Here is a 13,476-nt window from a genome sequence, read left to right as displayed (position 1 = left end):
AAAATTACAAAAAATCTGCCAAACTCTATCATTCATTAGCAATTTTTTCGTATTTTTGCACCATTATGAAGATATTTACGAGCGCACAAGTCCACGAATTGGACAAATACACCATAGAGAACGAGCCCATTAAGTCGGTCGACCTGATGGAGCGTGCCGCTAAAGCCCTGACCCAAGCTATCGCCGACAGCTGGGGTTATACCACGCCCGTCATCATATTCGCAGGTCCAGGCAATAATGGCGGCGACGCACTGGCCGTTGCCCGCATGCTGATTGACAAAAACTACGATGTAACAGCCTACCTTTTTAACATATCAGGTCATCTCTCGGAAGACTGCATGATAAACAAGAAGCGTTTGATTGAGAAACGCTCGAAAGCGCTGATTGAGGTAACCCAGGAGTTTGAGCCCCCACAGTTAGAGGAGGGCATGCTGGTGGTTGACGGACTGTTCGGATCGGGCATCAACAAGCCGTTGGCCGGTGGTTTCTCGTCGCTCGTGAAATACATCAACGCCTCGCCCGCTCAGGTGGTAAGTATCGATGTGCCATCGGGACTGATGACCGAAGACAACACTTACAACGTAAGAGCCAACATTATCCGTGCCGATATGACGCTAACACTGCAGTTGCCGAAGCTGTCGTTCCTGTTCCCCGAAAACCAGATATTCATCGGCAAACTGAAGGTGCTGGATATCCGACTGAGCAAACAGGGCATGGAGAAGATTGATGCCAACTATACGCTGCTGGAGGAGAACGACGTGCGCCCACGCCTGCTGAAGCGCGACCCGTTTGCCCACAAAGGCAAGATGGGCAACGCCCTGATTATTGCCGGCAGCTACGGTATGGCAGGTGCTTCGGTGCTGGCCACCAAAGCATGTTTGCGCGTAGGTGTAGGAAAGGTCACTACCCACACACCCAAACGCAACTGCAACATTCTGCAGGTGAGCGTTCCCGAAGCCATCATACAGTTCGACAGAGAGGAAACCACTTTCTCGGAGGCGGTTGACACCGAAGACTTCAATGCGTTGGGCATTGGTCCTGGCTTGGGAACCAGCGAGCAAACGGCAATTGCCATCATTGCACAGCTGCGCCGCAGTCAATGCCCCACAGTGGTAGATGCCGACGCCATTAATATTCTGGCCAGTCATCGCGCATGGCTGCAGCAACTGCCCAAGGGTATCATCATGACCCCCCACCCCAAGGAATTCGACCGTTTGGAAGGTCATTCGGGCGATAGCTTTGAGCGTCTGATGAAGGCGCGCGATCTGGCTGAGCGCCTGCAGGCCTACATCGTACTGAAAGGGCACCACACCTCGCTGTGCCTGCCCGACGGTCATATCATCTTTAACTCTACTGGTAATGCCGGTATGGCTACTGCCGGTAGCGGCGACGTGCTAACAGGTATCATCACAGGACTGCTGGCTCGTGGCTATAATCAAGAAAACGCATGTGTTGTAGGTATGTATCTGCACGGACTGGCTGGCGACATTGCCGCTCGCGAGCTGGGCGAGGAAAGCGTAATAGCCAGCGATTTGATTCAGAACTTGCCTTATGCATTTAAACGACTTAATGAATGAAATTATTTAGCACTTTATTGATAGCCTTTACATTAGGCACTGCCAGTTCGCTGGCACAAACCGTAATCAGTTCGTACAAACCTGGTGTTACCAGCGAGGGCGCCGTATATTATCTGCCCAAAACAGCCATCCGCGTTACCATGCAGGTGGAGAAGAGTACCTATACCCCAGGTGAATTCTGCAAGTATTCGGAGAAATTTCTACGTATGAAAGATGTGCCTGCCAGCGCATCTACCAAATATCGCATCCTGTCGGTAAAGCAGGAGCCATTTGCTGTAGCCGACACATCGAAGTGTTACGCTGTGAAGTTTGATGCCAAGACATCGGCCTGCAACGTACGCCTGAGCGACAAGGGTATCCTGCTAGCCATCAACACCGATGCCAAGCAGCAGTCTAAGAGCATTTCTGCCCCAGTGCAGCAGATCCGTCCTTTAAAGAAATCGCCCAAATCGTATCTGAACGAAGAGATTCTCTCGGCAGGCAGCACCGCCAAGATGGCCGAGCTTACTGCTCAGGAGATCTACGAGATACGTGAGAGCAAAAGCATGCTGGCCAAGGGCCAGGCCGACTTTATGCCTAAGGATGGCGAGCAACTGAAACTGATGCTGGAGGAACTGAACACACAGAACGAGGCGCTCACCAGTATGTTTATCGGCACCACCGAGAACGATACCACCACACATACGTTTACCTACGTGGTTGACAAGCCAACGAAACGCGATGTACTGTTCCGTTTCTCGCCTGATTACGGAGTGGTTGACAGCGATGATTTGTCGGGTACACCTTATTATATTAATATAGAGGACCTGAAAACGGTTGACGAACCTGCGCCCGTAGATCCCAAGAAAGCTGCCAAGCCGCAGCAGTCGGGCATCTATGTAAACATCCCAGGCAAGTTGCGCTCAACCATCTTCGATGCTAAGAATCAGATTGTCAGCAACGAGTTTCCTGCAGCCCAGTTCGGCAATGTAGAGCTGCTGAGTGGTGCTTTGTTCAACAAGAAATACACCACACGCCTACTTCTCAACACCTTGACAGGCGCCGTAGAGAAGTTGGAAGCCGAGCAACCTAAGAAATAAGAATTACAAGAAGAATAATTCAGGTACTACTTCTCGGAGAAGAGTACCTGAATTAATGTCTGCCCTACTGCCTGTAGGGTATTTTTGTCGATATGTTCCATATCATCGTTAACGGTATGCCAAGTAGGTCCGAACGAACTCTGCTCGCAGTTAGGATAATAAGGGATGATATCGATAGTTGGAATCTTAGCCTTGGTGTTCACCGAGATATGATCGTCGGTAACGCCAGTACCCTGCTGCGAGGGGAACAAGCTACCGTAACCTACTACCTGAGCAGCGCGCCATACTTTCTCTACGATATGATTGGCATACTGAACAGACATGGCCTCTTTATAGAACTGCGCACCCTGACCGCCTACCATATCAAGCAGGATACCAAAGCGGGCACGATAGCCTTTCTTATGCAGATTAGTCGACCAATACTGAGCACCAAGCGCCCACGACTCGCTATCGAAATTATCCTCGTTCCACTGTGGTACGCCCCAGTCTTCGGCATCAAAGCAGATAAAATCAACACCAAGCTGCAAGGTATCCTTAGAGAGCAAACGGGCAATCTCCAACATCACAGCCACGCCCGATGCACCATCGTTAGCAGCCATCACAGGTGTTTTCCAGTTAGCCTCGTCGGGATCGTTATCAGCCCAAGGACGACTGTCCCAGTGGGCACACAGCAATACGCGGTCGGTCAGATCAGGACGATAGCTGGCAATGATGTTGGTGCTGTTGAGCGATGTACCATCGTAGCCCTTCAACACAGCTTTCTGTGGGGTTACCTGCATGCCGAAACTCTCGAACTTTGAGATAATCCACTTTTCGCAATCGTCGTGCGCCTTGCTGTTCATGGTTCGTGGACCGAAATCGCACTGAGCCTGACAGTACAGATAAGCACTATCGGCACAGAACACAGGACCAACAGGCTGCAAAGAAGCCGACTCATCGGTAGTCTGCTTCTTTAAATTACCACAACTGGCCACCAAAAGCACCAGCGATATAACCGCAAAAATATTCTTATTCATGTTTAATATCTAACTTTTTGTACTTCCTCCATCACACGCAGGAAGTTACCACCCCAGATTTTCTGGATGTCGTGCTCACTGAAGCGACGGGCCAGCAATCTACGGGTAAAATTAATCAGTTCCGACGAATCGGCCAAGCCACGAACACCACCGTCGCCATCAAAGTCGGTACCAAGACCCACATGGTCGATACCCATCACATCAATGGCATGCTCTAAGTGAGCAATCACATCGTTGATGGTAGCCTCGCCATCCTTCTTCAGGAATCCGTGATAGATGGTAGTCTGTGCTACGCCACCTTTCTGTGCAAGGGCACGCATCTGGTCGTCGGTAAGGTTACGAGGATGATCGCAAAGCGCACGTGCCGACGAGTGACTGCAAACAATAGGTTTGCTGCTGATTTCGAGCGCCTGATAGAAGCTCTCCTCGCCAGCATGGCTCATATCAACAAGCACGCCCAAACGGTTCATCTCCTTGATAACCTGCTCGCCGAAAGCACTCACACCATGATGCGTGTGCTGTGTTTTCGAAGCCGAATCGCAAATATCGTTATCACCATTATGACAGAGAGTCATATATACGATACCGCGATCCACAAAATGCTGCAGATTCTCCAGCTTACCGTCGATAGCGATACCGTTCTCGATACCAAGCATAATGCTCTTCAAGCCCTGATGCTTGTTCATCCAGAGGTCGCGAGGCGTGTTAGCGATACGTACATAATCGCTGTTCTGCCCAACAATCACCTCAATCTGGTCGAAAATGCTATCAGCAAAGGCCGTAGGATTCTCGGTTGGCTGGGGCAGATAAGCTACCATGATGGTAGCATCCTGACGACCTTCGGTCATCTTGTGCAAATCTACAAGAATCTTGGGGTCGCGCTGCTCAAAGTGTATGCCCTGAGGAAAGAACATAGGTGTATCGCAATGGGTATCGAGTGTAAGCACACGATCGTGAGTGGTATGAGCTTCACGAAAACTCTTGGCCTCGTTAACCAACCACTGGAACAAGGGCAGGCCTTCTTCCAAACACTCGGGATGCCACTGAACACCCAATATCGATTTAAACTCGCTACTCTCCATCGCTTCGATGATACCATCGGGCGACTTGGCTATTACTCTGAACTTATCGCCAGCTTCGGCCACAGCCTGATGATGGAACGAGTTAACCATCACCTTGGTAGATTTATAAATATCGAACAAACTTGAATCTTCGTCGATAATCACGCTATGTGTAGGTTCCGAACGGTCGGCATCCTGCGAATGCTTGATGGTTGCCACATCGCTGATGTCCTGTGCCACCTTGCCGCCAAACGCTGTAGCCAGCGTCTGGATACCACGACAGATACCCAGCATAGGAATCTGACGGTTGTAGGCCAAACGGGCAATCAACAATTCGGGCAGGTCGCGTTCCTGATTGATACCATGCAGCTTGGGCGAAGGCTCCTCGCCTGCCCAAAGGGGATTGATATCACCTCCACCACTCAGGATAAGGGCGTCGATATGCTCTAAGGTATTTACAATTACATGCTTATCGGCCACAGGCGGAATAACAACGGGCACACCACCTGCTGCTACTACCGACTGATAATAGCCTCGACCCAACTTACATGTCAGGTCTTCGTAATTGCCAGTAATACCAATCACAGGACGCTTCTCAGCTTCTGGGAAGTGGGCATACACATCATTCAGATGCGACTGGAGTTCAAATCTGCTCATAGCTTTTTGTCTTCATCGTCGAGCACGATGGGAATCTCACGTTTCAAACTCTGTTCCAACGAGATCAATGTTTCGGTAGCAACTACGCCAGGAATACCCTGCAGCTTGCCATTCAGCAATTCCATCAGCTGCTCGTTATCCTTAGCATAGAGCTTAACCATCATCGTATAAGGACCAGTAGTGAAGTGACATTCTACTATCTCGGGGATATGCTGCAAACGCTCTACCACCTCTTTATACATCGATCCCTTTTCAAGGGTGATACCCACGTAGGTACAAGTAGAATAACCTAAACTCTTAGGATTAACATCGAAGCCACTACCTGTAATCACTTCGGCATCAATCAGGTGCTGAACACGCTGGTGGATAGCAGCTCGCGATACATTACATTCTGCAGCAACATCCTTGAAAGGAATACGTGCATTCTTGGAAAGGATACTCAGAATCTTTTTGTCCAAAAAATCAATTTTTTCCATTTTTTCTCCCTTTAGTTACATTTTGTCAGCAAAATTACGCAAATTAATTGAACAATGCAACTTTTTTGAAGAAAAAATTAAAAAAGTGTGCCACTTTTGTGACACACTTGCTTATTTCTTAGCTTTTTTCGACGATTTTGCGGTCTTTGCTGGTGCAGGTTTGTCACCTACGATTCCAACAAGCTCAATATCGAAAATCAACGCGCTGTAAGGTTTTATTTGTCCGGCATCGCGACTACCGTAAGCCAGTTCAAAGGGGATATAAACCTGCCACTTTGAACCTACAGGCATCATGGTAAGTGCCTCGGTCCAGCCCTTGATCACATCAGTTGGACGGAACTCAGCAGGCTCGTCGCCATGATTTCTTGAGGCATCGAATACGGTGCCGTCGATCAGACGACCCTCGTAATGTACCTGTACCTTATCGCTGGTGGTAGGCACAGCACCTGTTCCCTGGGTAAGCACCTTGTACTGGAGTCCGCTGGGCAGTGTAATCACACCATCCTTCTTAGCATTCTCGGCCAGGAACTGACGGCCAGCCTCGCGGTTTGCGCCATAGAGTCGCTCTTCCTTCTCAGCCTTGTTGGCCTCCATCTTGGTTCTGAAGATGTTCTCGGCAGCATCCACCTTAAAGAAAGTAGTATCCTGCAGCAGGGCATCGGTAAAACCTTTGAAGAAAGCACCCGAAACCAACGAGTCGGGAGTTCCCTCAAGTTCTTTAGCCACACCAGGCATCATGCGGTCAACCAGCTGCTGAGCGATGGTGATACCCATCATATAAGCCTTCTCCTGGGGATTGTCGAGATTTCTTGAAACAGTCTCGTTAAATCCACGTACAAAATCAGCCATGTAAGCAGTATCTACCTTCTGCTGAAGCAGGAAGTTAACCAAACCCATTGTGCTACTCATACCTGCAGTATAGCTGATAGAATCAGAACTGGTAGCGAGTTTGAAAGCCTCAACAACAGGAGCCTCCTCCTTTACTACCACCTTCTTTTTCTTGGCAGCATCTACTGTAGATAAAGAAGCACCCGCCACGAGGGCGAGTGCAAATATCAATGACTTCTTCATTGTTACTTCTTAGGATTTACCTCGAGCAACTCGATCTTGAAGATCAGTGCTGAGAAAGGATCGATGTTACGCTGAGCACGCTCGCCGTAAGCCAGCTCCTGAGGAATGTAAACCTCCCAAACTGAACCAGCAGGCATGTGAGTGAGAGCCTCTGTCCAACCCTTGATAACCTGGTTGGCACGGAATGTTGTGGGCTCGCCACGCTTGTATGAGCTATCGAAGATAGTATCGTTAATCAAACGACCCTCGTAGTGTACCTTAACGAGTGAAGTATCAGCGGGGATAGCACCTGTACCCTCCTTGATAACCTTGTACTGAACACCGCTAGGCAGAGTTTTTACACCAGCCTTCTTAGCGTTGGCAGCGAGGAACTTCTCACCAGCCTCCTTGTTAGGACCATAGGTCTTTGACATCTCCTTAGCCTTGATTTCCTGAATCATGCGCTGAGCAACCATCTGAGCTGAATCAACAGTCATCAGACCCTTCTTGCCTGTAGTACCGCTGATGAAACCAGCCATGAAGTTCTTCAGAGAGATCGTCTTTGTAGAGTCATCACCGAATACCTCGTGGTTGATACCCTTGATCATACGGTTAGCAATCTGCTGACCGATCTGGATACCAGCATAGTAAGCGGCCTTCTTCTTGTTGTCGCCAGCGTTAGCACCCTCCTGCAGACCCTTGATGAACTCGGCCATGTAAGCGGTGTCAACATCCAGACTTCCTACGAGATACTCCTTCAACCCCTGAGTCTGAGCCATACCAATGGCGTAGCTCATAGTGTCTACGTCTGTCTTCAGACTTGCTTTAGGGGTAGAGTTGCCACATGCGGTGAAACCGGCAGCAGCAATAGCCATAACGGCTACGATTGATAATTTTTTCATTGCTTTCTGTTATTATTTTAAACTACTTGTATTAACTCAACATCGAAAATGAGTGCTGCGAATGGAGGAATAGAAGCACCTGCACCACCCTCGCCATAAGCCAGACGGTAAGGGATGAAGAAACGATACTTGGCACCCTCCTGCATGAGCTGTAGACCCTCGGTCCAACCAGCGATAACCTGCTGGAGTGGGAATGTAGCGGGCTCACCACGCTGGTATGAGCTATCGAATACAGTACCGTCGATGAGTGTACCCTCATAGTGGCACATAACGGTATCCTTAGCTGATGGCTTCTTACCGTTACCCTCTTTCAGTACCTGATACTGCAGTCCGCTGGGAAGTGTTACCACCTCAGCCTTCTTGCCATTCTCGGCGAGGAACTTCTCGCCTGCCTCCTTATGTGCCTTTCCCTTCTCGGCACGCTCAGCCTGGAGCTTCTGCTCCTGCTTCTGGAAATAGTCCTGTACGATTGTCTGAGCCTCACGGTGTGAAACCTTCAGCTCGTTGCCTTTCAACACGTCGTTGATAGCCTGTGCAAAGTCCTCGGCACTGATGTTGTCAGCACCCATCTGAGCCAACTGCTGACCGATGCCCAGACCTAAAGCATAACTTAATTTATCCATTCTCTATTTATTAATAATGTGTAACGTCTAAAAAACGGCTGCAAAGTTACACTTTTTTTCTTATTCCGATGCATTATAATTGCTAAAATTTCTTTTTTATATCAGAAAAGTTGTATTTTTGCAACATCAAACTTAAAAATCATTCTTATGAAAAAGATTGTTGTCTTAACTGGTGCAGGTATGTCGGTAGAAAGTGGACTGAAGACTTTCCGCGATGCCGATGGTTTGTGGGAGAATTATCCCGTACAGAAGGTAGCCACCCACGAGGGTTGGCTGGCCGATCCTACGCTCGTAACAAACTTCTACAATATGCTGCGTAAGAAGTGTTGGAACGTGCAGCCAAACGAGGGACATAAGTTGGTGGCCGAACTTGAGAAAAACTATGACGTAACGGTTGTAACGCAGAATGTTGACAACCTGCACGAGATGGCAGGCTCAAGTAAGGTGATTCACCTGCATGGCGAACTGATGAAGGTTTGTTCGAGTCGCGATGTGGACGACCCACGCTACCAAATTCAGCTTACACCCGACAACTGCGAGATAGAACCAGGCACCAAGGCTGGCGACGGCTCGTTACTGCGTCCGTTTATCGTATTCTTTGGCGAAGCGGTGCCTAACATCACGATAGCAGCCGAAGAGGTACAGGAGGCCGACATTCTGATTATCATCGGCACCTCGCTGGTGGTTTATCCTGCCGCAGGTTTGCTGCACTATGCCCGTCCCGATGTGCCCGTTTACCTTATCGATCCCAATCCCATCAACGCCGGTGGTCGCGTAACACAGATACAGAAAGGCGCCAGCGAGGGTATGAAAGAACTCGTAAAGATTCTTAGCGAATAAGGTTTTGGCACGGATTACACGGCTTTAATAAATTAAAAACACGGCTTTGGTATTGCAACTAAAGCCGTGTTTCTTTATAAAAAAGAGCCGTGTTTATCCGTGCCTATAAAATCGTGTCTTTATTTCTGGCCGCGGTCTTTGCGGATGAATTCGATAAGACGTTCTACAGCCTCTTCTTCGGGAATATTCTTCTCGATACACTCCTTAGCCTTGTAGAGCGAGATTTTACCACGTCCGGCACCTACGTAACCGTAGTCGGCATCGGCCATCTCACCAGGACCGTTTACGATACAGCCCATGATACCAATCTTCAAGCCTACCATGTCCTTGGTGGCAGCTTTAATCTTGGCAATAGTTTCCTGCAGATTGTAGAGCGTACGACCGCAACCTGGGCACGAAATATACTCGGTCTTGGTAAACTTGATACGGGCAGCCTGCAGAATGGCGTCAGAAAGCTCTACCAACTTTGAACTTTGATCTTTGAACGTTGAACTGTTGATTACCAGGTTGTGGGCCTTCTTATCTATCAGCAGAGCACCAACAGCCATAGCGGCCTTGAGCTGCAGGGTTTCCCAATCGGGGGCATCCACATCCAGCGTGATGGTATCGTCCTTGATGCTTGCCTCAGCCTTCTCGCGCAGGGCGGTACACTCAGGAATCATATCTACCAGCTTGCGAGCCACGGGGATTTCGCACTCAGGCTCCTCGCTCAATGATACACGGATGGTATCACCGATACCCTCAGTAAGCAGGGCACCAATACCAACGGCACTCTTGATACGACCGTCTTCGCCCTCACCAGCCTCGGTAACACCTAGGTGCAGGGGGTAGTGCATATCTTCCTTATCCATGGTTTTAACCAGCAGACGCATAGTGGTTACCATCACTACGGTGTTAGAGGCCTTGATACTGATAACCACATCGTTAAAGTTCTCACGCTTAAAGATACGCAGGAACTCCATGCAACTCTCAACGATACCCTCGGGAGTGTCGCCGTAACGACTCATGATACGATCCGACAGTGAACCGTGGTTCACGCCGATACGTACTGCCGTGTGATGCTCCTTACAGATATTCAGGAAAGGCACCAGCTGCTTCTCGATCTTCTGCAACTCGGCAGCATACTCCTCATCGGTATATTCCAGATGCTTGAACGTACGACCTGGATCAACGTAGTTGCCTGGATTGATACGCACCTTCTCACAGTACTGGGCAGCCACATCGGCGGTATGAGCAGTAAAGTGCACATCGGCCACCAGTGGTGTATTGTAACCATCGGCCTTAAGCTGGGCCGAAATGTTCTTCATGTTCTCAGCCTCGCGGGTACCCTGGGTGGTAAAGCGAACCAGCTCGCCACCAGCGTCGATAATACGCTTGGCCTGGGCCACACAGCCCTCGGTATTATTGGTATCTACCGTTCCCATCGACTGAATGCGGATGGGGTTCTGACCGCCAATGCCGATACCGCCGACACGGGCTTCGGAAGATTGTCTTCTGCTATACATTAAAGATTAGACATTAAAAATTAAACATTAATTGGTTTTGAACTGGTATTTAATCGCGGCCAGCTCCTCGTTGGCTTTCTCGATCTTGATACGCAGATTACCTTTATAAACAGCCAGGCGCTGTGCCAACTCCTGATCGGCCAAGGCCATCATCTCGCAAGCCAGGATAGCTGCGTTCTGAGCACCGTTTACACCTACTGTAGCAACAGGGATGCCTGGGGGCATCTGGATGATAGAAAGCATGGCATCCAAGCCGTCGAGCATACCCTTGATGGGCACACCGATAACGGGCAGAGTGGTTGATGCGGCAATCACACCAGGCAGGGCAGCAGCCATACCGGCACCAGCAATAATCACCTTAATGCCACGATCCTTAGCGGTACGTGCAAACTCCTCGACGGCATCGGGAGTGCGGTGAGCCGACAGGGCATTAACCTCGAAAGGTACCTGCATCTCGTCGAGCAACTTAAACGCTTTTTCCATAACGGGCAGATCGCTTGTACTGCCCATGATAATACTTACTAATGGCTTCATAATATATTAAACATTAAATTTCAGAAAACATTATAAATACAGCAGACCGAGTACGGAGCACACAAGGCCTACCAGGAACCCGGCTACCACCTGCGCAAGCGAGTGCTGGCGCAATATCATTCGACTGGTGCCTAACATGCCTGCCAGGATGAACACCAGACAGAGCCACCAGATGGGATTAAAGGCAAACAGCTCGCCAAACACAAACAGCGCGCCTGCCACACCACCGATAGCCGAGGTATGGGTTGAAATCTTCCACCACACGTTTACCAAGGCGCACACTATCTGGATGGCCAATGCAGCCGATACGATGGTGCCCATAAAGTGCGGTATGTGCAGCATGTCCATGATGTACACGCAGAAGAAGTAGCAGAGAATAGAGATAACGTAAGGCACCATACGACGCTCCTTATGTCCAAGCTCAATCAGGTTCCAGCCGTTGTACTTACGATACAGATGAATAAGCACCGTAGGCAATAGGATGGTGAAGAAATACACCAGCGTTAACACCTGGAGCTTGTAGCCCAAGGGCATTAAGCTGAGGTAGCTCAGAAAGAAGAGCGACAGCAACCCCACAATAGGCAGGTAGAACGGTGTAAACACCATGCTCATCACCCTTGCCGTTAATATGATATTCTTTTCCCTACTCATTTTCTTAATCTTGCTATAGGAATACCCAACTGTTCGCGATACTTGGCCACGGTGCGGCGGGCGATAGGAAAGCCTTTGGCAGCAAGCTGATCTTTCAGCTGGTCGTCGCTCAGCGGCTTACGTTTGTCTTCGGCATCCACCAGGTCGCGCAGGGCAGCTTTAATCTGTCGAGTGCTCAGCTCCTCGCCACTCTCGGTAACGTAGCCGTCGCTAAAGAAATGGCGCAAGGGGAAGGTGCCCCAACGCGTTTGGGCGTATTTCGAATTGCTTACACGCGAGATGGTAGATATATCAAGTCCGGCCTTTTCGGCCACATCTTTCAGAATCATAGGTCGCAGCGAGGCCTCGTCGCCATCCAGGAAGAACTGACGCTGTAACTGGATGATGGCCCGCATGGTAACCGTGAGTGTGTGGCGGCGCACTTTGATGGCCTCGATAAAGCCCTGTGCGGCATCCACCTTTTTCTTGATATACAGCAGCGCCTCCTTGGTCTGGCGACTCAGGTGGTCCTTGTTCTGCTGATACTCCTGCATCGAATCAACAAACGATTGCGACACCTTGAGTTCGGGCACCTCGCCGTTGTTCAGCGTAAAGGTGATGGTGCCATCATCCTGGGTATCCACAATAAAGTCGGGGGTTATCTGCTGCATGCTACGACCCACGGTTTCGCCAAGCGATGCACCTGGACGTGGATTCAGCTTGCGCAGTTCGCGGAACAGGGCCTCGGCCTGCACGTCGTTCAACTGCAAGTCGGCCTGTATCTTGTCCCAATGTTTGCGGGTAAATGCCTCAAAGTAATGGTTGATAACACGCTCCATCAGATCGCGCAACCGTGATGGGTCGCGACGTTCAATCTGCAGCAGCAGGCACTCCTGCAGCGAGCGGGCACCGATACCGGCGGGATCGAAAGCCTGCAGCATCTGCAGCACGTGCTCAATCTCCTTATCGGTGGCATCGATGTTATGATAGATAGCCAGCTCGTCGCTAACAATCGAGAGGTCTTTTCTCAGCAATCCGTCGTCGTCGAGCGAGCCAATCAGATATTCCAGAATATCACGTTCCTTATCAGTCAGGTCGAGTTCGCCCACCTGCTCTTTCAGCTGGTCGTAGAACGATTCGGTTTCGCCGTACACGATCTCCTCGCGCTCCTCGGCATACGAGCTGCCACTCTGGTACACAGGCAGGTCTTCATCGTCGCGACCGATACCGCTCAGGGCCTCGTCGAGTGCACTCTGACGTTCTTCGCGCTCGCTGGCAGCCTCAAAATCCTCGGCGCCATCGTTATCGCTACCACCGCCAAAGTCGGTCTCTTCGGTGGCCATCGCATCATCGTCGTAGGGCTGTTCGCTCTCCAGAGCGGGGTTATCGTTCATTTCGGTGTTGATACGGTCAATCAACTGCGTCACTGGCAACTCTATCAGCGACGATTGTAACAACTGCTGTTGAGAGAATGTCTGTCCCAGTTTCTGCAGTTGCTGCTGTTCCTGTATCTGTGTATTCTTAAT

13 protein-coding genes are annotated in these 13,476 nt (G+C 49.9%); 3 read left to right on the top strand and 10 right to left on the bottom strand.

All coding sequences use genetic code 11. The annotated features are described in order from the left end of the window. Positions 1–65: 65 nt before the first annotated feature. Both PRU_RS14715 and PRU_RS14710 read left to right on the top strand, forming a co-directional pair. Complete coding sequence (locus tag PRU_RS14715; protein ID WP_013065352.1) at positions 66–1,577, top strand: NAD(P)H-hydrate dehydratase; 1,512 nt, start codon at positions 66–68, stop codon at positions 1,575–1,577. Then, positions 1,574–2,656 carry a DUF4831 family protein gene (locus PRU_RS14710; RefSeq protein ID WP_013064539.1) on the top strand — a complete coding sequence of 361 codons (1,083 nt, stop codon included), beginning with the start codon at positions 1,574–1,576 and terminating at the stop codon, positions 2,654–2,656. The genes PRU_RS14715 and PRU_RS14710 overlap by 4 nt, the downstream gene beginning before the upstream one ends. A 26-nt stretch (positions 2,657–2,682) precedes the next feature. Here the strand turns inward: PRU_RS14710 and PRU_RS14705 are convergent, their stop codons facing one another. From PRU_RS14705 to PRU_RS14680, 6 genes are all read right to left on the bottom strand, one after another. Beyond that, on the bottom strand, positions 2,683–3,672 hold the full coding sequence (locus PRU_RS14705) for a M28 family peptidase (protein ID WP_013063322.1): 990 nt from the start codon (positions 3,670–3,672) through the stop codon (positions 2,683–2,685). Positions 3,673–3,674: 2 nt separating this feature from the next. Beyond that, on the bottom strand, positions 3,675–5,390 hold the full coding sequence (locus PRU_RS14700) for a fused gamma-glutamyl-gamma-aminobutyrate hydrolase/peptidase (RefSeq protein ID WP_013064111.1): 1,716 nt from the start codon (positions 5,388–5,390) through the stop codon (positions 3,675–3,677). Further along, a complete protein-coding gene (locus PRU_RS14695; RefSeq protein WP_013064402.1) occupies positions 5,387–5,866 on the bottom strand; it encodes an Lrp/AsnC family transcriptional regulator in 480 nt (159 codons plus the stop codon). Before PRU_RS14695 ends, PRU_RS14700 begins: the two co-directional genes overlap by 4 nt. A 111-nt stretch (positions 5,867–5,977) precedes the next feature. After that, positions 5,978–6,937 (bottom strand): FKBP-type peptidyl-prolyl cis-trans isomerase, encoded by a 960-nt coding sequence (locus PRU_RS14690; RefSeq protein ID WP_013065615.1) that lies wholly within the window; start codon positions 6,935–6,937, stop codon positions 5,978–5,980. A 2-nt stretch (positions 6,938–6,939) separates the two neighbouring features. After that, complete coding sequence (locus PRU_RS14685; protein WP_013065343.1) at positions 6,940–7,818, bottom strand: FKBP-type peptidyl-prolyl cis-trans isomerase; 879 nt, start codon at positions 7,816–7,818, stop codon at positions 6,940–6,942. A 17-nt stretch (positions 7,819–7,835) separates the two neighbouring features. Then, the gene (locus tag PRU_RS14680; protein WP_013063037.1) at positions 7,836–8,441 is read right to left on the bottom strand and encodes an FKBP-type peptidyl-prolyl cis-trans isomerase; all 606 of its coding nucleotides are present in this window, start codon (positions 8,439–8,441) and stop codon (positions 7,836–7,838) included. A 147-nt stretch (positions 8,442–8,588) separates the two neighbouring features. Between PRU_RS14680 and PRU_RS14675 the strand changes: the two genes are divergently transcribed. After that, complete coding sequence (locus PRU_RS14675) at positions 8,589–9,281, top strand: SIR2 family NAD-dependent protein deacylase (RefSeq protein WP_013064206.1); 693 nt, start codon at positions 8,589–8,591, stop codon at positions 9,279–9,281. Between the two features lie 119 nt (positions 9,282–9,400). Here PRU_RS14675 and ispG read toward each other — a convergent pair whose 3' ends face one another. Genes ispG through rpoN form a run of 4 tightly spaced genes read right to left on the bottom strand, consistent with a single transcriptional unit; the run spans position 9,401 to position 13,476 of the window. Then, positions 9,401–10,786: a (E)-4-hydroxy-3-methylbut-2-enyl-diphosphate synthase gene (gene ispG / locus PRU_RS14670; protein WP_013064623.1), complete on the bottom strand. Its 1,386-nt coding sequence runs from the start codon at positions 10,784–10,786 to the stop codon at positions 9,401–9,403. Positions 10,787–10,813: 27 nt separating this feature from the next. Beyond that, positions 10,814–11,320: a 5-(carboxyamino)imidazole ribonucleotide mutase gene (purE, locus tag PRU_RS14665; RefSeq protein ID WP_013065668.1), complete on the bottom strand. Its 507-nt coding sequence runs from the start codon at positions 11,318–11,320 to the stop codon at positions 10,814–10,816. 30 nt (positions 11,321–11,350) lie between these two features. Further along, entirely contained in the window at positions 11,351–11,971 is a 621-nt protein-coding gene (locus PRU_RS14660; protein ID WP_033150472.1) for a phosphatase PAP2 family protein, read from the bottom strand. Further along, complete coding sequence (gene rpoN, locus PRU_RS14655) at positions 11,968–13,476, bottom strand: RNA polymerase factor sigma-54 (protein WP_041386943.1); 1,509 nt, start codon at positions 13,474–13,476, stop codon at positions 11,968–11,970. The genes PRU_RS14660 and rpoN overlap by 4 nt, the downstream gene beginning before the upstream one ends.

Origin of the sequence: Xylanibacter ruminicola 23 (genome assembly GCF_000025925.1) — a bacterium.
Taxonomy (GTDB): Bacteria; Bacteroidota; Bacteroidia; order Bacteroidales; family Bacteroidaceae; genus Prevotella; species Prevotella ruminicola.
Note: the sequence above shows the minus strand (reverse complement) of the source record. Positions and strands in the feature narration are given on the sequence as shown.